Source organism: Rhodococcus sp. 320_ES (assembly GCF_059691855.1).
On the sequence record NZ_JCAWAG010000001.1, the window covers coordinates 432,774 to 452,355 of the forward strand.

Sequence of the window (19,582 nt, forward strand, 5' to 3'; positions counted from 1 at the left end):
CCGGAGACTGCATGAGTGACCATCAACGAAGGCCTCGTCTACGTCGAACGCGAAAGCGGTCCCTTGGCTCTGGACCTGATCACGCCCGACGGTGACGGCCCGTGGCCCGTCGTCGTCTTCGTGCACGGAGGCGGGTGGATGTCGGGTGACCGGACACTGGGTCCGGATTTCCATCGGTATTTCTGCGCACGCGGTATCGCGATGGCGAGCGTCTCCTACCGGTTCAGTGCCGACGCGCTGTTCCCGGCGCAACTTCACGACGTTCGATCCGCCGTGCGATTCCTGCGCGCCGATGCCGATCGGCTCGGGCTCGATTCCGCTCGCATCGCGATCTGGGGATCGTCGGCCGGCGGTCATCTCGCTGCGCTGGCAGGACTGACCTCGTCACTGCAGGAACTGCCGGGGGAGGAGGTCACCGAGGGCGACGCGTCGGTGTGCGCGGTGGCCGAATCCTACGGTCCGACAACCCTTGTCGACGGAGAGATCCCGGCCGAGGTGTCGTTGCCCGGCATGGATACGCCGTCCTCGACACCCGAAGGTCGGCTCATCGGCGGCGATCCCGCCGACCGTCCCGAGCTGGCGCTCGCCGCCAGTCCGGCCCACCAGGTGACCGCGGACGCCCCGCCGTTCCAGATTTCTCACGGCACAGCGGACGTTCTGGTCGGTCCCGAACACAGCGTCCGCCTGTTCGATGCGCTGACGAAGGCGGGTGTCGACGCCGAGCTGTACTTGGTCGACGGGTATCAGCACGGCTTCCTGAACCCGCCCGGGCGACCCGACGCTCCCGTGTTCGACAGCGGCCGACTCGCCGCCGAAGGCCCCGTCCCTGCTCGACGCCTCACCGGCTACGGCGCGACCCGTCAGGACGTGAGCGCCGCCTTCGGATTCGACGTCATCGGCGACTTCTTCACCCGACACCTAGGAGAACGATGAGTACTTCACCCGACCTCGAGACCGTCCACGGGCTCGCCCCGGTGATCGATTCGCTTCCGGGCGAACAGGTTCCCTACGCCCTCGCGAGCGGTGAGGGACAGCGATACGAAATCGACAACCAGCTGTGGACCGTGATCGCCCGAGCGTCCGACACTGGCGGACTGTTCGACGCGGCGTTCGTTCTCGGGCCGCGCGGCGCTGGGTCCGACTTCCACAGTCTCGCCGACCACCAGCGCTCGTACTACGTCTTCGCCGGCCTCGCGCAGTTCTGGCTGCCGGGTGAGAGCAGGATTCTCGGTGTCGGCGACTCCGTGCACGTTCCGCCGGGAACGCCGGTCGCCTACCGAATGCTGGGTCACCAGACGAAATTGATGATGTGGTCCGCGCCGGGCGGTGCACTCGACGCCCTGCACACCTCCGGCGGGGCCGTGGAAAGCCGTGTCTACTCCGCCGACGGCCGTGCCGGGGTCACCTCGAAGCCGGGCGAGCTTCTCGTCCCGAAATCTGCTTCGCTGCACGATCTTCCGGCGGTCGCGGCGTCGGACGCATGGGACGACGTTCTTCCTGCCGGGGTCGAGGGGTATTTCCTGCGAGCACATACCGGCGACAATCGAGAGTGGCCGGACACGATGAATTCCTTCGGTGCCCGCGGCCGCAACACCGGCGGCCGGTACTTCGCGGTTCTGACCGCCGGCGCGAAAGCGCCCTATGTTCCTCAGCACTTCCACCGGCTCCACACCGAGAACTTCTTCTGCCTGTCGGGGCGAGTGTGGTTGCACGTCAACGGAACCGAGCGGCTGCTCACCGAAGGCGACTTCGTTCACGCGCCCGCCGGAACCGTGCACAGCTTCGCGTTCGACGCCCACAACACCCGCATGCTGGGCATGCTGACATCGGACGTGTTCGAGCCATTCTTCGACATCACCGGAGTCGCCACCGACAACGCCGTCTACACGGAAGGCCTGATCGACCCGAGTGTCATGATGAGCAAGCTCGGTCAGCTCGCCGATCTGGACGTGCAGTTCGTGGGCCCGCCGCCGACGCGCAGTCAGGCGTTGGATCTGTTCTGACCGGCGTCGCTCCACGCGTCGGGATTCACGCTGTGCGGCGGTCTCGATCCGGTGGCCATGGCTGCGGCGTTCGTGGCGCACAGCCTCGCCATCTCCGATCGAACGGAGACAGTGGCGCTCCCGACATGAGGAAGCAGAACGGTGTTGGGCAGGTCGGCCAGCCCCGGTGCGAGTCGCGGTTCGTTCTCGTACACGTCCAACCCGGCCGCGGCGATGGTGCCGCCGCGTAGAGCGGCGACCAGTGCGTTCTCGTCGACGACCGGCCCGCGGGCGGTGTTGATCAGAATGGCCGACGGTTTCATGGCCGACAGGGCGGCGGCATCGACGAGATGGTGTGTGGACTCGGCGAGCGGAACATGGAGCGAGACGAAGTCGCTGTCGGTCACGATGTCGCCCCACGACACGTGGTTGACGCGCCCCGCGAATTCGCCGAGTTCGGCTTCGGTGACGGGTCGGTCACCGGGCGGACGCGGACAGAAGTTCACCGTCATGCCGAAGGCCAGGGCGCGGCGCGCCGTCGCGCGTGCGATCCGCCCGAACCCGGCGAGTCCGAGGACGCGGCCCGACACGTCGGTGCCCAGCATCAGCTCCGGTTTCCACCCGTCGAACGACCCGGCGCGCACGAAGGCGTCGGCTTCGACGGCCCGCCGCGCCGTCGCCAGCATCAACAGCAGTGCGATGTCGGCGGTCGAGTCGGTGAGCACGCCGGGAGTGTTGGCCACGGTGATGCCGAACTCGGTGGCGGTCGCGACGTCGATGTTGTCGTATCCCACTGCGTAGTTGGAGATTCCGACGATTTTTGCCTCGGACAGAAGGGCTCGGTCGAATCTGTCCCCGAGCTGCGATACGACCACCGACCAGCGACCGGACGCGCAGGCGTCGGCGAGTTCTGTGGGCGCCAGTGGCATCACGTCCACCGCGGCGGCGGCCTCGAGGATCGACGGGCCGGGGTCGGGAATGGGCGTGGTGACCAGAATCCTCGTCATTCCTCGTCGGTCCTGCCCAGCAGGCCCGCGAGCACTTCTCTCGTGTGCTCACCCAGGTCGGGTCCGACCGAGCGAATCGGGATCGACTTCTCGCCGATCACAGGAACCACGCCGACGAAACCGACGTCGGTGAGTTCCTCAGCCCCCGTGTCGACGCGAAAATGCTGAATCATCTCGCGCGCCGCGTACTGTTCGTCGGCCACGATGTCGGCGGCGGTGTAGATCGGCCCGGACGGCACGCCCGCCTCGTCGAGAATCCTCAAAGCCTCGTCGCGCGAACGCAATCCGGTCCAGGCGTTGATGGCGGCGTCGAGCTCGTCACGACGTGCCCATCGGCCGGCGTTGGTCGTCAGCTCGGGGTCGGCCGCCAAATCGGGTCGCTCGATGGTCTCCATGTACCGGCGGAAGATCGCGTCCCCGTTGCCGGCGATGATGATCGAGAGGCCGTCGCTGCACACGTACGCGTTGGAGGGGGCGATACCTTCCATCCGACCTCCGACGCGTTCGCGTTCGACGCCGTAGGCGAGATAGTCCGGGATCAGCGACTCCATCATCGAGAGAATCGATTCGTTTAGGGCGACGTCGATGGTGCGCTGGGACAACGAGAGTGCTGATGCTGTCGCTTGCCGTTGGAACAGAGCCATCACGCACCCGAATGCGGCATAGAGGCCCGCGATGGAATCGCCGATCGACACTCCGACGCGAACCGGCGGGCGGTCGGGGTCACCGACCAGGTTACGAAACCCGCCGTATGCCTCCGCGACAGCGGCGAACCCGGGCCGCTGCGACATCGGCCCGGTCTGGCCGAAGGCGGAAATTCGGGCGATGATCAGATCGGGCTTGGCCGCGCTGAGCACCTCGGGAGAGATGCCCCATTTCTCCAAGGTGCCGGGGCGGAAGTTCTCGAGCACGATGTCGCACGTCGCGGCCAGATCCACGACATCCTGACGACCCTGCTCGGTGCGCAGATCGAGCACGACGGACTTCTTGTTGCGGTTGATCGTCCGAAAGAGCATCGACGTCGTGCCCGAGTACAGACGCCAATTACGCAGCTCGTCTCCGGTGCCGGGGCGTTCGATCTTGATCACCTCGGCACCGAAGTCGGCGAGCATGCGCGCTGCCGTCGGTGCAGCGATGTAATTGCCGAGTTCGAGAACTCGGACTCCGTGCAGCGGCAGAGCGTTCTCGGCCATGAGCTCTCGATCCCACGATGGAGTGTGACGGCTCACATTATGGGCACACTCAGGCGGCCGACGGGCTCAGTGGCCCCGGTAGGCGTGCGTGACCTGGCGACCGTTGAAGTCCAATCCGTTGCCCGTGGACAGTGCGGGCCACGACAGAACAGCAACGCCGACCGCGGTTGCGACGAGAAGTGCGAACATCTTTTCCTCCTAGCCCTCGATTGTGACTACTCCATTGAAACCTGCTGTGGGCCAATATCGTTCCGTTGCGGGCCGACGTCACTCGCACCCGAGGGCCATGGCGTCGGTCACACCGACGTTTCCGGGCGGCCGATAACGGTGATTCGGCAGTGTCCACACCGTTATCGGCCCGTGATCTGTTGATTGCGGTTTCGAGAGGTGTGTCGGTCACTATGGCGTCGTAAGACTGTTTCACGAAAGGGGTGGCTGCCGTGACTGCACGATTCGGATCCGTGTTCGAGAAGATGAGTGTGCTGATCCTCGCTGCTGCAGCCGGCCCGGTGCGCCCGGCCCCGCTGCGTCCGGGCTGGTACGACTTTCCCGGCCGGCCCGGTCTCGAACGACACGGTGACGGTATGTCGTGGACAGCGGTCCGATCGAAACGGGGCAGTGCCGGCCGACGAGAGTCCTCGTCCGGCTCGGTGTGATCGAATAGCACTCATGAACGAAGGACATGGGGACGCGGCTCTCGCGCCACGTGTGATGGCTGCGGCCGAGTTCGGTCGCATCGTTCTCTCGCTCGGGCACAGGATCGACGACGAGGACGAGCTTCTCGAGCTGCTCCAACGTACGGCGGATTCGGTCCAGACCTTCATTGCCGGTGCGCGGTACTGCAGCGTGACGGTGGACTTCGACAAGCGGACGTACACGGCCGTCTACACGGACGGCAGGACGCTCGAGATCGACGCGCAGCAATACCGGGCGAACCAGGGTCCCTGCCTGCACGCAGCGCGGACGGGCGAAACCGTCGTCGTCGACTGCAACGAGTCCGACACGCGGTGGCCCGACTTCGGGCCCGCCGCGCGGGCCGAGGGTGTCCATTCGTTTCTTGCGGCGCCCGTGGATGCTGGAACGGCACGCTTCGGCGCCGTCAACCTGTACGGCACGGAAGCGCACGCGTTCGGCGACGTCGACGCCGAGTTGTTGACCGTGGTGACGTCGGCCGTCGGTCGCGCGCTCTCGGACTTCGCCCGGCACAAGTCCGTCCTGGACGTCGCGGACGGTCTGCGCGGCGCGATGGAGCACCGGGCGCCCATCGAGCAGGCCAAAGGCATTCTCATGGCGTTGCGCGGAATCGACGCCGACGCGGCGTTCGGTGTCCTGGCCGACCAGTCGCAACGGACGAACCGCAAGCTCCGCGACGTCGCCGCGGACTTCGTCGCCACCGCATCCGGCGTGACGGAGTAGCTCAGGCGCGTTCGCGGGCCACTTTGTGGGGTACCTGGATGAGGCGTAGCGCGGTCACCAGACCCAGGCCGCCCACCATGTTCCCGACCGCGGCCAGTGCGAACATTCCGAGCCAGTCGGAGTATCCGAATGGCGCGCCGGCGATCAACGCCGCGAAACTGATCAAAGACGCAACAATGGCGTGATTGATGTGACCGGCGCTGAGTACGAATCCGAATGCGACGGCCGGAACCAGGCGAACTCCGTCGGATTCGGTGGCGTGCTGCAGGTGGGTCATGAGGGTGATCAACATGCCGCCGATGACGGCCAGCGCGAACGCGTGCCAGTTGGTTCCGAGCTCGATGTATCCGGTTGCGGTGTGGACGGCGCTCTCGCGCAGGGACGGGAACGCGGCGACCACGATCGCGACCACCACCCAGCCGCCGATCAGGTTCGTGCACAGCGTGCTCACCCAGAGTCGCGCGAGCGAGAGGGGAGCGGCTTCCTTCGCCACCACGGTCGCGACGGGAATCAGGAAGTCCTCGGTGAACAGCTCACTTCTGGCCAAAGACAGTGAAATGAAGCCGATACCGAATGCGAGCGAGGACAGGATGATGTTTCCCGTCGCTTCCTCCACGATCAGCAGCGCCAGGACGCCGACTCCGATGTCGAGACCGCCGAGCAGTCCTGTGGAGAGCAGGGCGAGCCACGACCGTCCCAGACGTTGTCGCCCTTCGTCGACGAGACGATCGAACGTCTCCTCGGTGTCTTCGGCGGCCACATCCGGCTCGACGACGTCCTCTGCCCCGTCGGGGCTCTCTTCGTTCATCTCCCCGTATACCCGTGCCGGATGGTCGCCAAGCAGACTTTATACATGTGGAGTCGCTGAGATGGGTAGACATCACAAGTTTGGAACCGCGGTTTCCGTGCTAACTCCAGTGCCGTCCGACCAATCCGGCGATCCGATTGTTTTACTCTTCTTTGTGCACCATTTCCGCAACACCTGTTGTGGTGGGTCCGATCTCGCAGTTGCGATCGGGTCGGAGCTGATTTCGCCGGACGGCGATACGTCACCAGCCCTCTGGGGGGATTTGAATTGACTGCTGAATACTCGTTCATTACGCGCGCCAACGATGCGGACAAGGTTGCGGAGTTCACGCCTCTGACGTCCGACAGTCCAAGTCTGGAGTTTTCCCGCAAGTACGCCGACATCGCCGCTCTGAGTGCCGGCGATCCGTCGTTTCTCCGCCCTCGTCTCACGGACGACGCGCGCGCGAACCTGGCGAGCCTGCCTCCGCAGTCGAACGAAGTTGCGCTGGTGTTCGGAGCCAACGGCTTCGTGGGAGCGCATCTCGTGGCCCGGTTGTCCCTCGATCCGACGATCACCACCGTCTACGCGGGGGTCCGCGGCGCCGACGGAGTGTCGGCCACGGAGCGCTTCGAGCTCACCCTTTTGCAGTACTCGATCACCGACATCGATCGCTCCAAGATCCAGGTGATCGAGGCCGTCCCCACCCAGAGCCGTTTCGGTCTCGACGCCGACAAGTATCGGTTTCTGCGCCGCACCGTCGACCTGGTCTTCAACTCCGCCAGCTCGACCGACTACGACTCCTCCTACCTCGAGCTTCGTGAGGACTGGTTCGCGTCGCTCCTGCGAGTCGTGCAGTTCACCCTCGAGGACCGACGCAAGCACCTGACCTACATGGGCAGCATCGGCGCGTTCATCTACACCAGCCCCGAGGATTTCCTGCGTCCCGATTCCTGGTGGTACTCGGGTTACTGCCAGATGAAATGGATCAACGGGCAGCTGCTGCGCTGGCTCAGCCGGGACGGTATCGCGTCGGTCACCCTGTGCGAATCGCCCTACGTGCTCGGCGGTACGGAGGTGGGCAAGGACCCCGGCCGGGTCTACAGCTGGTGGCGCGCGATCGAGGTGGCGGTCAACGTCGGCGCCATCTGGGACGGTCCGGGCATGAACTATGCGCCGGTGGACATCCTTGCCGACGTCCTGGTTCGCAATGCCGTCGCCGACGAACCGATGGATCATCTCGTGCCGTCCAATCCCACCCCGTACGACAACTCTCTGCTCGCCGAGCTGCTCGGAATCGACGTGGTGCCGTGGGAGAAGTTCATCGAGGTGGTGACGGCCAAGATTCCTTACCGCAAGGTCTCCTCGCTGTTGTCGTCGGACGTCAACGATCTGATCTACCGGTCCAACGCCCCGTCGCGCCTCCCCGCCTCGTACGACACGTCCTGGTGGGATCACCGCAAGCTCTTCTCGCTCTACCTGAGCAACATCGACTTTCGGGTGGCCGGCGGCACGCCGCCCGTAGTCGCTCCCGGCGCCCGAGTTCCGGCCGAGGTCTCGTGAGCCTGGCCGAGCAGGAAGCGGTGTCCGGCAACGGCGTCGAGGTGCCGCACGAGCCGGTGTTCCTCTCCGACAGCGCGGTCTATCGCGTGCGCACATTCGTCGGCGATTTCGTGAACTTCAGCTCGACGGTGGCCTACTACCCACTGCTCGCCACCATCGGAGTCGCGGCCCACGTCAGCGACAATGCGTTCCGCACACGCCTTTTCGACCGCTTCGTCACGGCGGTGGAGCGCTTCGACCACGGTAAGGAGTCCGTGATCGACGGGGTCGAGAAGTGAGGGCCGCTCGGTGAGAATTCTCGTCCCGGCTCTCTCGGCGGCGGCAGGACTCGTCGGCGGTTACGTCTACTGGCGGGTGTCGTGGTTTCTTCGCGACCCTGCCCGGACGGTTCCGAGCGGTGAGCGCAACATCGTGTGCGCCGCCGACGGCGTCGTCACCTACGTCAAGCGCGTCGAGGCCGGAGTGGTTCCGATCGCCATCAAGGGCCGCAAGGCAATTCCGCTGGCCGAGTACGCCGGTGCGGTGACGGACACGAGCGGGTACCTGATCGGCACGTACATGACGGAGTACTCCGTGCACCGCAACCGTGCCCCGATCGACGGCGCGATCGTTCTGCGCGAGCACCGCAGCGCAGCACCGTTCAACCGGTCCATGGCCCGGATGACGGCCAACGTCGTCTTCGATCGTCAGCCGTACGACAACGAGTGCGAGTACCTGCTCACGAACGAGCGGTTGACCATCGGAATCGAACACCGCAGTGGCGTCACGGTGTTCGTCACCCAGATCGCGGATCTGTGGGTCAATCGCATCGTCGCGCGAGTCGCGTTGGGCGACAAGGTCGGACGAGGCGATCAGTACGGACTGATCCGGTTCGGGTCACAGTGCGACGTGTTCCTGCCGGACGCGTTGGTCGACCGCATCGAGGTGACGGTGGGGCAGTACGTCTACGCGGGCGAGACAGTGTTGGCCGTCGCAGCAGAGGAGCAATCGTCGTGATCACCGTTCGTCCCGTGTCGAGTCGCCGCGAATGGCGGGCGTTCCGCAAGGTGCCGCGCGTCGTCTATCGGGACGATCCGCACTGGGTAGCCGGCGACATCGCCGACATCGACAAGGTCCTGATCCGCCCCTCCGCGCAGACGCGAGAGCGCATCGCCACTCGCGCGTTCGTCGCCTACGACGGCGCCGCTCCGGTCGGCCGCGTGGTCGCGATCGCCGACCTGACGTTCATCGCGCACACCGGCGAACAGACGGCGTTCTTCGGGTTCTACGAGGCGATCGACGACAAGGCGGTGTCGTCGGCGCTGCTCGACGCGGCCGCGTCCTGGGCGCGCGAGCGGTCCCTGACCACCCTGGTCGGACCGATGAGCCCGAACATGCTCTACAGCGCAGGGTTTCTCATCGGCGGAGTGGAGGCACCGCCACTGGTGGGCATGCCGCACAACCCGCGGTACTACGCCGATCAGGTCGAAGCGTGGGGACTGCGGAAGGTCAAGGACTTTCACACGTTTCACGTCGACGAGCCGAACAAGCTGATCGAGACACCGGCCTTCGAGCGGAAGACGGCGATCGCCCGTCGATGGCGTGAACGCTCGAAAGTGACGCTCCGGAACATGGATCCGCGCACGTTCGAGCAAGACATCGAGATAGTCCGAGGGATCTACAACGCCGCGTTCGGAAAGTTCTGGGGTTTCACGCCCGTCGAACGGGACGAGATGCTCGACCTCGCGAATTCGATGAAGCCCATCCTCGACCCCGAACTGGTTCTGATCGCCGAGATCGACGGCGAAGCCGTCGCGTTCCTCATGGGCATTCCCGACGTCAACCGGGCCGCCGTCAAGGCTCGGCGGTGGCGCAGTGCATTGGTGCGCGACATACACACCATCGCGGCCTGGAAGGGACCAGGTGGGCGAAAACTGCGCACCCACGTCCGGATCGACATGATGGCGGTGCACCCGGACTGCACGGACCTCGGAGTGTCGGCGGTGTTGATCTACGAACTGTTCGAGCGAATCGAAAAGGGTGGTTATTTCTCGGCGGAGGCGGCCCCCGTGCTCGAGGACGGCGGCTGGGTGAGCGCGTTCCGCAAGTCCTACCCGGTGGAGCCGAACCGCCGGTACCGCGTCTACTCGACGGACTTGGACGTACGGTAGCTGCGCGGAAACATCACCAGAATCACTGCAGCGCAGAGGAAGACAGCGCCCGAGGCGATGTAGGCGGCAACCTCGGCGCCGCGAAGAGCGGCCTCCTTCATGTCGAGCACCAGTTGCTGACGCTGCGGCTCGAACATGGAGGGCAATTCCGCCTTCTGTAGTTCGACCACACTGAGGACGCTCGAATTGGCGTACTGCTTCTCGGTGTCGGTCATGATCGCCGACGGGATCGCGTTCACGATCGGTCGGACGGTGGCGGCGTAGTACGACGCCACCACGGAGCCGAGGACGGCGATGCCCAGCGTGCCCCCGATCTCGCGGGTGGTGTCGTTGACCGCCGCGCCGGCGCCGGCTTCGTCGAGGGGAAGCGACGCCATGATCGATTCTGTGGCCGGACCCTGAATGACTGCGATACCCACGGCGAGAAGGATCATGGCCGGGAGGATCACCGTGAGATAGGAACTGCCGATCTCGACGCGTGCCGACACCAGAAGTCCACCGCCGATCAGAACCAGCCCGGTGACGATCACCGGCATGGTCCCGATCCTCTGGGCCACGATCGTGGCGGTCGGTGAGCTGACGGCCAGCGCCGCGGCGAAAGGCAGTGTGGCGATGCCGAATGCGAGCGGGGAGTACTCCCGGACACCCTGGAAGTACTGGGTGATGAGGAAGAGAAAACCGAACAGCGAAAAGTAGGCGACCGCGATCGACAGTGCGGGCCATGCGAACGGCTTCACCCGGAACAGGCGAACGTTCAGGATCGGCGACGGCGTGGTGAGCTGCCGAAACACGAACGCCAGCAACAGAAGGACGGCAACAGCGGCGCCGCCCAGGGTCACGAGCGAGAGCCACCCGAACCGAGGTGCCTCGATGAGAACGAAGACCAAGAGCGACACCCCGGCGATGGACAGCACCACGCCGGGCACGTCCAGCGGGCCGACCTGCTGCGCCCGTGACTCGGGCACGAAGACCGCGACGGCCACGAACGCGAGCACGGCCACGGGAACGTTCAGCCAGAAGACCGAGTGCCACGAGAAGTGTTCGAGAAGCCACCCACCCGACACCGGCCCGATGGCCACACCGACCCCGGCGATGGACGACCAGATTCCGATGGCCGCCGCGCGCTCGGAAGGTTTGGGGAACAGATTCGTGACGACGGCGAGGGTCGCGGGAAGCAGCGCGGCCGCGAAGATGCCCATCAGCGCGCGCGAGAGGATGACCTGGTCCAACGAATGCGCGAGGGCTCCGACGATGGACGTGGGTCCGAGACCGGCGAGCCCGATGAGCAGGAACCGGCGGCGGCCGAAGCGGTCGCCGAGGTTGCCGAACGCGAGGAGCAGGCCCGCGAAGGTCAGCGTGTACGCGTCGACGACCCATTGCAGTCCGGACAACCCGGCTTCGAGCTCGATACCGATCTGCGGCAGCGCAACTCCCACGACCGTCATGTCCAGGCAGATGAGCAGTTCGACGATGCAGATGACACCGAAGGCCGCCAGCTGCCTCTTGCGAGCCTGACCGGACTCGGGATCGATACCTGCTGCCTGCGGCCGACCGGCCTCCGGCCTACCCGCTGTCTGACTCATGGCAGTCGGCTCCCCTTGCCCCGTCGTGAAGTCTCGAACGTAGTTGTCTCGCAGCCCGATTTGTACCATTCGTCGAAACGGATGTAGGACGCAACACAGGAGCGACGCTTGCTTGTGGAGGTCTCACAACGGCGCGCGGACACGCGGTTGTCCCGGGGGTCACCATCGTAGAATCCAGTGGTGAAAGCTGAAGGCAGAGTCGTTCCCCATCCGCCGCGGCGCATTCCGGTTCTGGGTGATCTGCTGACGATGCACGTTCCCGACACCGCGGAGTGGGGGTGGAAGGACGCCGACGTCTTCGGCCCGATCTACGAGCGCAAGTACTTCGGCCTCCGCGTCACCTACCTGTCGGGCCCGGACCTGGTGGCCGAGGTCAACGACGACACCTCCTGGGACAAATTCCTCGGTGTGCCCCTGGCGGATCTGCGATCCATCGCCGGCGACGGACTGTTCACCGCAGAGACGACCGAGCCGAATTGGGCTGCCGCGCATGCCATCCTCGCGCCCGCCTTCACACAGGCGGCGATGCGGTCCTATCACGACGTCATCACCGACACCATCGACCGACTCGTGCAGTACTGGCGCTCCCGAGGACCGGACGCGTGGCTGAACGTGGCACCGGACATGAACGATCTGGCGCTCGAGATCATCGGGCGAGTGGCATTCGGATACGACTTCGACTCGTTCGCCCGATCCGAACCGCACATCATGGTGGCGAGCCTGCTGCGGTCCATGAAGTACGTGAACCGGGCCGCGTACTCGTTCCCCGCGGCGGAGGCCACCGTCTTCCGTAAGCAGCGGGCCCAGCACCATCGAGACGTCGAGACGATCCATCGGTTCATCGACGACATCGTCGCGAAGCGGAAGTCCGCGCCGCACACCGGCGATCGCCGCGATCTTCTCGATCTGATGCTCGACACCACGGACCCGTCGACCGGAGAACGGCTGTCGGATCAGAACATCCGGCATCAGATACTCACGTTCCTTCTGGCCGGGCAGGAGACGTCCGCGGGCGTCCTCGCCTTCGCGGTGCACTATTTCTCCACGCGGCCGGACGTGTTGCAGCGCGTGCGCGCGGAGGTGGACGACGTCACAGGTTCCGGGCGCATCGAATTCGAGCACGTCGGCAAACTTCGCTACGTGCGCCGGGTGGTCGACGAAACGCTGCGGCTCTGGCCCGTGGCGCCGGGATATTTCCGACAGGCCAAGCACGACACCGTCATCGGTGGCCGGTACCCGTTCTCGGCGGGTGAGTGGGTGTTCGTCGTCCTGTTGAAACTGCACCGCGACCCGTCGTGGGGCACCGACGTGGACAGCTTCGACCCCGACCGGTGGAGCCGGGACCGCCTGCCCAAGAATCTGGCGCAGGTCTACAAGCCGTTCGGCACCGGTATGCGCGCGTGCATCGGTCGGCAGTTCGCTTACCACGAAATCGTTTTGGCGCTCGCCACGCTCGCGCGAGCCTTCGATTTCGAACCGGAGCCCGATTACGAACTGGTGGTGGAGGAATCGGTATCCATCAAGCCGGGAGGTCTGAAGATTCGTGCTCGTCAGGCGAACTCGGCGTAGAGCTCCGGGAGGAAGCCGGCGAGGTGATTCATCTCCTGGCCGCAGTGCATCATCAAATCCTTGGCGAGGTCGATGCCGAGGAACAGATCGGTCGGGTCCACGGACGCGCCCCGCGCAACGGCGCACGCTGCCTGTTCCAGGTTGGGCAGGTGAAGACCGCGGATGTTCATGTAGAACCTGCTCCGCATCTCCGCGCCCCCGTCGATCGGGCGCACCTGGTGCGCGAGCCAGCCCAGATCCACGGGAGCGATCGAGCTTCCGACACGTCCAAAGATCAGAGTCTGGTCGGGCGGAACGGTGAACCCGTTCGCAACCGGGTCACGGAACTCGATGCCCAGCTGCTGAAGTTTGGGACCGATGTACTCGTCGACGTAGGTCGTGTTACCGATGTACTTGGCCTTGTCCGGAATGGCCGCGCCGGTGAGGTCCGTCCGCAGTGACGCGTGCAGGTGTGCGTCCGGGTGCCAGAGCTTGTACTTGGCCGACTCGTTGGAGTGCCATCCGAACCACCAGTCCCACATCGCCGGGGTGACCCGCGGCATCACCGTCTTGACCGCGACGAAGAGAACGCCGTCGGGCCGCTGGCCGTAGCCGGTCTCGACCGGCGAATAGCCCGAGGGGCCCAGGTCGCGCGTCAGGTTGTCGAACGGGGGGACCGAGCCGGGTGCGAGCGGGGGTGCGACGAATGCGTCCTGCACGACCTGAGGTGCCGGAGTGGTCCTCGGGGCCATGTAGTTCGCGTAGGGCTTGGCGCGATCCTCGTCGCGGTAACCCTGGTAGCGGGGCGAGCACACGGGGAGCAGGGGCGCGGCGCTCGCCTTGGGCGCAACCGCCACCGTGGCCACGACAGCGGCCGCAGCGCCGGTGCCGAGCAGTCCGCGGCGGTTGGGCTTCCAGTTTCTCAGCATCTGTTGAGGCTAGGAATCGCTCCGGTCGGTGTCAACGCCCGTCTGCACACCGTGTGACGGAAGAACAGGGCGCATGCGCACCGCCGGTGGCGCGGTCACAGCCGAGGTTCGAGCAGTGTGTGTGAGGTCTCCGAAACGTGGTGTTGTTCCGGATTTGACCATTCGGAAATGGGCGCCGAGTGAAATTACCTTCCATGACCACAATCGCAGCGGCATCCGCGAACTTCACGCGAGACCTCGATCAGAACTACGCACTCGTCAGTGCCCTGGCCGACGAGGCGCGCTCGACCGGTGTCGACTTTCTGGCGTTGCCGGAGGCGGCAATCGGCGGGTACCTCTCGTCGCTCGGTGATCACGGCGACACCGTCAAGAACACCACACGTTCTCTGCCGCCGGCCATCTCGTTGGACGGGCCGGAGCTGAAGAAGATCCAGGCGATCGTCGGCGATCTCGTGGTCGCGATCGGATTCTGCGAGCTCGCCGAGGACGGTGAAACACGCTACAACGCATCAGCTTTGCTCGACGGCGGGCAGATCTACGGCAGCTACCGCAAGGTTCATCAGCCGCTGGGGGAGAACATGTCGTATTCGGCCGGGTCGAGCTACCCGGTCTTCGACACACCGGTGGGCCGCATCGGTCTCCAGATCTGTTACGACAAAGCGTTTCCCGAGGCCGCCCGCATCATGGCTCTGGACGGCGCGGAGATCATCGCGAGCCTCTCGGCGTGGCCGGCGGCGCGCACCCAGACGGCCGAGAACCTGCAGGACGACCGATGGACGTACCGCTTCAACCAGTTCGACATCGCCCGCGCGCTGGACAATCAGGTGTTCTGGGTTGCCGCCAACCAGTCGGGGACGTTCGGATCTCTCCGGTACGTCGGCAACGCCAAGGTCGTCGATCCCGGCGGCAACATCCTGGCAACCACGTTGCTGGGCAGCGGAATTGCGTCCGCCGAGGTCGACATCGAGGGCACCTTCCGGCAGATGCGTGCCGGGATGTTCCACCTGCGCGACCGGCGTCCGGACGTCTACGGCCCGGTCTCCGCGCCCGACGACGCCGAAACGGCGAAGTGGCGCGGTCTCGTTCACGCACGGTCCTGACATCAGCTTTCCTCATGCTCGCCAGCACACCCTTGGAGCACCCATGATCGGCAAGTCCACGTCACCCGTACACGGCTCCACTTCCACTCACGTTCCCGTCGTCGTCGTCGGCGGCGGGCAAGCCGGGTTGTCGGTGAGTTGGTACCTCGGCAGCGAGGGCGTCGACCATGTCGTCCTCGAAGCCGCAGAGCCAGTGCACAACTGGGCCGACACGCGGTGGGACAACTTCACGCTCGTGACCCCGAACTGGCACTGCAAACTGCCCGGCTATTCCTATACGGGGGACGATCCCGACGGGTTCATGACGCGCGATCAGGTGGTCGACTGGCTCGCCGGATGGCTGGAGACGTTCGATCCGCCGGTTCGTACCCGGACCCGGGCGACCGCTCTGAAGCACAGCGCGGCAGGCGGATTCGAGATCACCCTGTCGACCCCGTCCGGCGTCGAGACCATCACCTGCGACGAGGTCGTCGTCGCGACGGGCGGGTACCCCATCCCGGTTGTTCCGCCGTTCGCGTCCAGTCTCGATCCGTCGGTGGTGCAAATTCACTCCGAGGAATACCGCAACGCCGACCAGCTGCCCGACGGCGCCGTGCTGGTGGTCGGAACGGGACAGTCTGGAGCTCAGATCGCCGAAGACCTGCATCTAGAAGGTAGGAAGGTTCATCTCGCGGTGGGCGGCGCGCCCCGCGTCGCGCGCACCTACCGTGGGCGTGACTGCATGACGTGGTTGTCGGACATGGGGATCTACGACATCGGTGTCGCGGACTACCCGGGTGGGCGAGCGGCGCAGGAGAAGACGAACCACTACGTCACCGGCCGCGACGGTGGCCGCGACATCGACCTGCGGCAGTTCGCCACCGAGGGCATGGCGCTGTACGGGGCGCTGGCGGACGGCCACGGCAGTGAGCTCGTCTTCGAGCCGACCTTGCAGAAGTCTCTGGACAAGGCAGACCTCGTCTACAACTCGATCTGCGCCGACATCGATCGCTACATCGAGAAGGAGGGCATCGACGCGCCCCCGCCGGCGCGCTACGAGCCGGTGTGGACCCCCGATCGCGAGCCCACCTCGCTCGATCTCGCGGCCGCGGGCATCACCTCGATCGTCTGGGCAATCGGCTACCGACCCGACTATCGGTGGATCGAGGCCAGTGCGTTCGACGGCGGTGGTCGGCCCATGCAGACCCGCGGCATCACCGCCGTTCCGGGCCTGTCCTTCATCGGCCTCCCCTGGATGCACACCTGGGGCTCCGGTCGCTTCCTGGGAATCGACGCCGACGCCGCCCACGTGGCGAAGACGATCGTCGCTCGCAGCGCCGTCGCTGCCGACCGGGACCCCCGATCGCGCCGCGCCAGCTGACCGACGGCGGGCGGTCTGTCGTCTCTCCCGCGCCCGACTCGCTACGCTCTCGGCATGGAGGTGCAAGGGTCCACCGCAGACGCGCGTGTGCGTCGTCGGGATCAGATTGCCTCCGCCGCGATCGAAGTGCTTGCGACCCAGGGCCTTCGAGGGTTGACGCACCGCGCCGTGGACTCGGCGGCCGGGCTGGGCTCGGGCGCGGTCAACTACCACGCACCGACCCGGGCCAAGTTGATTCGACTGGCACTGGAGGAACTCTTCCAGGGTGACCTGGCGGTGGCGGCCAGGAACTTCGAGCCCCTGCTGAACGGCCACATCACGGTGACACAGGTCGTCGATCACATCCTCGCCTTCATCGACGACATGACGGCGGCCCGCGAGCGCGTCGTCGCGCGGCATCTCCTGCTCGGTGAAGCCCAGACCGACCCGGAGATACGGGCCGTGTTCGACTCGCAGCGGCAAGGGTTCGTCGACTTCACCGTCCATATCGTCGAGGCGCTCGGCATGCCGGATCCCGAGATGACGGCCGAGACCACCGTGATCTTCATCGACGGCATCATTTCCCGGCAGGTCATCTTCGGCGCCAGGCCGCTGACCGACCTCCGACCCATGATCGAACGCCTGCTGACGTCGTGGACGTCCTCCTGAGCCACCGACAAGGCACACTGGAGTGACACGCTCGACTGGCCGACGGTCGGTCGAGAACTCTGGAGGCAACCATGAGCAGCAACAACCCGTTCAATTTCGATCCCGAGGATTTCGATCGGGTCGCCCGCGAGGCCAGTGAAGGCCTGCGCGACGTCTTCGGTCAGATCATGAAGGTGGTCAACCAGTCCGGTTCGGAGTCGCCTCTCGCCGGCATGTTCGGCGGCGCGCCCGCGGCCCGGCGTGTTCCGGAGCCGGAAACGACCGGCGACACCGGGGACGGTGTCTGGGCCATCTACACCCTCGATGCCGACGGTAGCGCCCGCATCGACCAGCTCTACGCGACCGAACTCGACGCCCTCCGTGCGCACAAGGACAACGTCGACACGTCTCGGCGCGTGCGGTTCCTGCCGTACGGCGTGACCGTGAGCGTGCTGGACGACGTCGAGGCGCGGCCCGAAGACTGATTCGCGGTATCGGGTGTGACGTAGCCCAACAGTTGTAGGCTTCAACTGTGACATGAACCAAATTTCGAGGTTCAGTCATCGTGATGGGTGTTGAGATCGCAGGACCCATGGCCATCTACGTCCGCGAGGTGCAGCGCCATGTCCGACCTGAAGAAGCCCGAGCTCACACCGTTCTTCCGCAACGTCCAGTCGCACTACGACCTGTCGGACGAGTTCTACGCTCTGTTTCTCGACCCGACGTGGACCTACAGCTGTGCGTACTTCGAGCGGCCCGACATGACACTCGAAGAGGCTCAGTTCGCCAAGATCGATCTGGCACTCGGCAAACTGGGTCTGCAGCCGGGTATGACCTTGCTCGACGTGGGGTGTGGATGGGGTACGGCCATGATTCGGGCGCGCGAGCGCTTCGACGTGAACGTCATCGGGTTGACTCTCAGCGAGCACCAACACGCTCGCGTGGCCCAGCGGCTGCGAGATCTTCCGGGTACCCGCCGCGCCGAGGTGCGTCTCCAGGGCTGGGAAGAATTCGACGAACCGGTCGACCGAATTGTCAGTATCGGGGCATTCGAGCATTTCCGGCGAGCCCGCCACATTCCGTTCTTCGAAATGGCGTACCGCATTCTTCCGCCGGACGGTGTGATGCTCCTGCACACCATCGTGGCCTTCGATCTGCACGACCTGAAGTCCATGAACATTCCGGTCGACAAGAGGGACGCGCTGTTCCTGCGCTTCATCATCAGGGAAATCTTTCCCGGTGGTGAACTCGACCGTCCGCCCGTGGTGGCCGAGCGTGCGGAGTCCGTGGGCTTCACTGTGACTCGGGTGCAGTCGTTGCAACAGCACTACGCGCGGACCCTCGAAATGTGGACGGCGAACCTCGAAGCACGCAAGGACGAGGCCCTCGCTATAGCCGGCGACGTGGTCTACGAGCGGTACGTCAAATACCTCAGCGGCTGCGCTGCTCAATTCCGGCGGGGAACCATCGACGTGAACCAGTTCACCCTGGCGAAGTAGCGCATCGCGTCGGTCCGGCGACCGATCTGCTACTTTCCTATTTGCCGACCTGTGCGCACTCGACGGCACGATCGGAAGGGCCGGCATCAGCGTGGACAACACCTCGAACTCACGCACTCGAGCGCGAACGACGAGAACGCAGCCGCAGCGGCCTTCACGTCAACAGCAGCAGCAACCACGCCGCACTCGTGACATGTCCATCGGTCCGCTCGCGACGCCGCGCGTCGGTCGGTACCGGTACACGCTCGTATCCGGGGCGTTGAGCTGGTCCGACACCGTCTACGAAATCTACGGCTACAAACCCGGCGAACTCGAGCTCACGCTGCAGGGTGTAGTCGACCACTGCCATCCGGACGAGCGGCAGCGGGCTCAGGAAATTGTCGCGAACACCATCGAGACCGGCGACCGCTGTCTGTACGCGCACCGGATCGTCACGAAGGACGGAGCGTTTCGCGACGTCGTCATCCTCGGCGACGCGGAGTACGACGCCGACGGAACGTTCGTTGCCGTCGCGGGGTACGTCCTCGACGTCACCGACCACACCGATCGGGTGGTCTCGAACCGACTCGGGCAAGAAGTCGACGGCATCATCGACGCGCGAGCGGTCATCGAGCAGGCCAAAGGAATTCTGATGCTCGCGTTCGGAATTGACGCGAACACCGCTTTCGCCGCACTGGCGTGGCAATCGCAGTCGAGGAACGTCAAGCTGCGTCAGCTCGCGACCCGGTTGATCGCCGACGTCACCGACAACGCGGCGCTCGGTGCGCCCATCAGAAAATCCTTCGAAGACCTTCTGCTGACCGCACATTCGCGGATCGACCAGACCCCGGCATAGCAG

General features: G+C 65.3%; 21 protein-coding genes. 15 read left to right on the forward strand and 6 right to left on the reverse strand.

The annotated features are described in order from the left end of the window. Window positions 1-15: 15 nt before the first annotated feature. Window positions 16-933: an alpha/beta hydrolase fold domain-containing protein gene (locus tag AC59JP_RS02305; protein WP_497324008.1), complete on the forward strand. Its 918-nt coding sequence runs from the start codon at window positions 16-18 to the stop codon at window positions 931-933. Further along, entirely contained in the window at window positions 930-2,003 is a 1,074-nt protein-coding gene (locus AC59JP_RS02310; RefSeq protein ID WP_497324009.1) for a quercetin 2,3-dioxygenase, read from the forward strand. The genes AC59JP_RS02305 and AC59JP_RS02310 overlap by 4 nt, the downstream gene beginning before the upstream one ends. Here AC59JP_RS02310 and AC59JP_RS02315 read toward each other — a convergent pair. The 3 genes from AC59JP_RS02315 to AC59JP_RS02325 all read right to left on the reverse strand — a co-directional run bounded on the left by AC59JP_RS02315 (window position 1,982) and on the right by AC59JP_RS02325 (window position 4,371). Next, window positions 1,982-2,989, reverse strand: a complete 1,008-nt coding sequence (locus AC59JP_RS02315) for a 2-hydroxyacid dehydrogenase (protein ID WP_497324010.1) — start codon at window positions 2,987-2,989, stop codon at window positions 1,982-1,984. The two genes, AC59JP_RS02310 and AC59JP_RS02315, sit on opposite strands and share 22 nt — an antisense overlap. After that, window positions 2,986-4,182: a CaiB/BaiF CoA transferase family protein gene (locus AC59JP_RS02320; RefSeq protein ID WP_497324011.1), complete on the reverse strand. Its 1,197-nt coding sequence runs from the start codon at window positions 4,180-4,182 to the stop codon at window positions 2,986-2,988. Before AC59JP_RS02320 ends, AC59JP_RS02315 begins: the two co-directional genes overlap by 4 nt. A 66-nt stretch (window positions 4,183-4,248) precedes the next feature. Beyond that, window positions 4,249-4,371, reverse strand: a complete 123-nt coding sequence (locus AC59JP_RS02325) for a hypothetical protein (RefSeq protein ID WP_497324012.1) — start codon at window positions 4,369-4,371, stop codon at window positions 4,249-4,251. Between the two features lie 251 nt (window positions 4,372-4,622). Between AC59JP_RS02325 and AC59JP_RS02330 the strand changes: the two genes are divergently transcribed. Both AC59JP_RS02330 and AC59JP_RS02335 read left to right on the forward strand, forming a co-directional pair. Beyond that, a complete protein-coding gene (locus AC59JP_RS02330) occupies window positions 4,623-4,838 on the forward strand; it encodes a hypothetical protein (RefSeq protein WP_497324013.1) in 216 nt (71 codons plus the stop codon). A gap of 13 nt (window positions 4,839-4,851) precedes the next feature. Continuing rightward, entirely contained in the window at window positions 4,852-5,598 is a 747-nt protein-coding gene (locus AC59JP_RS02335; RefSeq protein WP_497324014.1) for an ANTAR domain-containing protein, read from the forward strand. Window position 5,599: 1 nt separating this feature from the next. Here the strand turns inward: AC59JP_RS02335 and AC59JP_RS02340 are convergent, their stop codons facing one another. After that, entirely contained in the window at window positions 5,600-6,406 is an 807-nt protein-coding gene (locus tag AC59JP_RS02340; protein ID WP_497324015.1) for a formate/nitrite transporter family protein, read from the reverse strand. A gap of 267 nt (window positions 6,407-6,673) precedes the next feature. On the opposite strand from AC59JP_RS02340, the gene AC59JP_RS02345 reads away from it, so the two are divergent. Genes AC59JP_RS02345 through AC59JP_RS02360 form a run of 4 tightly spaced genes read left to right on the forward strand, consistent with a single transcriptional unit; the run spans window position 6,674 to window position 10,098 of the window. Next, window positions 6,674-7,948, forward strand: coding sequence for an SDR family oxidoreductase (locus AC59JP_RS02345; RefSeq protein WP_497324016.1), 1,275 nt, complete (start codon window positions 6,674-6,676; stop codon window positions 7,946-7,948). Further along, a complete protein-coding gene (locus AC59JP_RS02350; protein WP_497324017.1) occupies window positions 7,945-8,226 on the forward strand; it encodes a hypothetical protein in 282 nt (93 codons plus the stop codon). Before AC59JP_RS02345 ends, AC59JP_RS02350 begins: the two co-directional genes overlap by 4 nt. A 10-nt stretch (window positions 8,227-8,236) precedes the next feature. Next, entirely contained in the window at window positions 8,237-8,944 is a 708-nt protein-coding gene (locus AC59JP_RS02355; protein WP_497324018.1) for a phosphatidylserine decarboxylase, read from the forward strand. After that, complete coding sequence (locus tag AC59JP_RS02360) at window positions 8,941-10,098, forward strand: hypothetical protein (RefSeq protein ID WP_497324019.1); 1,158 nt, start codon at window positions 8,941-8,943, stop codon at window positions 10,096-10,098. Before AC59JP_RS02355 ends, AC59JP_RS02360 begins: the two co-directional genes overlap by 4 nt. Here the strand turns inward: AC59JP_RS02360 and AC59JP_RS02365 are convergent. Further along, complete coding sequence (locus AC59JP_RS02365) at window positions 10,071-11,681, reverse strand: MFS transporter (RefSeq protein ID WP_497324020.1); 1,611 nt, start codon at window positions 11,679-11,681, stop codon at window positions 10,071-10,073. The genes AC59JP_RS02360 and AC59JP_RS02365 overlap by 28 nt on opposite strands. A 180-nt stretch (window positions 11,682-11,861) precedes the next feature. On the opposite strand from AC59JP_RS02365, the gene AC59JP_RS02370 reads away from it, so the two are divergent. Continuing rightward, a complete protein-coding gene (locus tag AC59JP_RS02370) occupies window positions 11,862-13,250 on the forward strand; it encodes a cytochrome P450 (protein ID WP_497324021.1) in 1,389 nt (462 codons plus the stop codon). Here AC59JP_RS02370 and AC59JP_RS02375 read toward each other — a convergent pair. Continuing rightward, entirely contained in the window at window positions 13,232-14,158 is a 927-nt protein-coding gene (locus AC59JP_RS02375) for a DAPG hydrolase family protein (protein WP_497324022.1), read from the reverse strand. The genes AC59JP_RS02370 and AC59JP_RS02375 overlap by 19 nt on opposite strands. A gap of 194 nt (window positions 14,159-14,352) precedes the next feature. On the opposite strand from AC59JP_RS02375, the gene AC59JP_RS02380 reads away from it, so the two are divergent. The 6 genes from AC59JP_RS02380 to AC59JP_RS02405 all read left to right on the forward strand — a co-directional run bounded on the left by AC59JP_RS02380 (window position 14,353) and on the right by AC59JP_RS02405 (window position 19,579). Continuing rightward, window positions 14,353-15,258: a carbon-nitrogen hydrolase family protein gene (locus AC59JP_RS02380; RefSeq protein WP_497324023.1), complete on the forward strand. Its 906-nt coding sequence runs from the start codon at window positions 14,353-14,355 to the stop codon at window positions 15,256-15,258. 43 nt (window positions 15,259-15,301) lie between these two features. Then, window positions 15,302-16,618 carry an MSMEG_0569 family flavin-dependent oxidoreductase gene (locus AC59JP_RS02385; RefSeq protein ID WP_497324024.1) on the forward strand — a complete coding sequence of 439 codons (1,317 nt, stop codon included), beginning with the start codon at window positions 15,302-15,304 and terminating at the stop codon, window positions 16,616-16,618. Between the two features lie 54 nt (window positions 16,619-16,672). Further along, entirely contained in the window at window positions 16,673-17,266 is a 594-nt protein-coding gene (locus tag AC59JP_RS02390; protein WP_497324025.1) for a TetR/AcrR family transcriptional regulator, read from the forward strand. A 71-nt stretch (window positions 17,267-17,337) separates the two neighbouring features. After that, window positions 17,338-17,730 carry an Rv0313 family protein gene (locus tag AC59JP_RS02395; protein ID WP_497324026.1) on the forward strand — a complete coding sequence of 131 codons (393 nt, stop codon included), beginning with the start codon at window positions 17,338-17,340 and terminating at the stop codon, window positions 17,728-17,730. 138 nt (window positions 17,731-17,868) lie between these two features. After that, a complete protein-coding gene (locus AC59JP_RS02400; protein ID WP_497324027.1) occupies window positions 17,869-18,744 on the forward strand; it encodes a cyclopropane mycolic acid synthase family methyltransferase in 876 nt (291 codons plus the stop codon). A 193-nt stretch (window positions 18,745-18,937) separates the two neighbouring features. Next, complete coding sequence (locus AC59JP_RS02405) at window positions 18,938-19,579, forward strand: PAS and ANTAR domain-containing protein (RefSeq protein ID WP_497324028.1); 642 nt, start codon at window positions 18,938-18,940, stop codon at window positions 19,577-19,579. The last annotated feature ends 3 nt before the right edge of the window (window positions 19,580-19,582 follow it).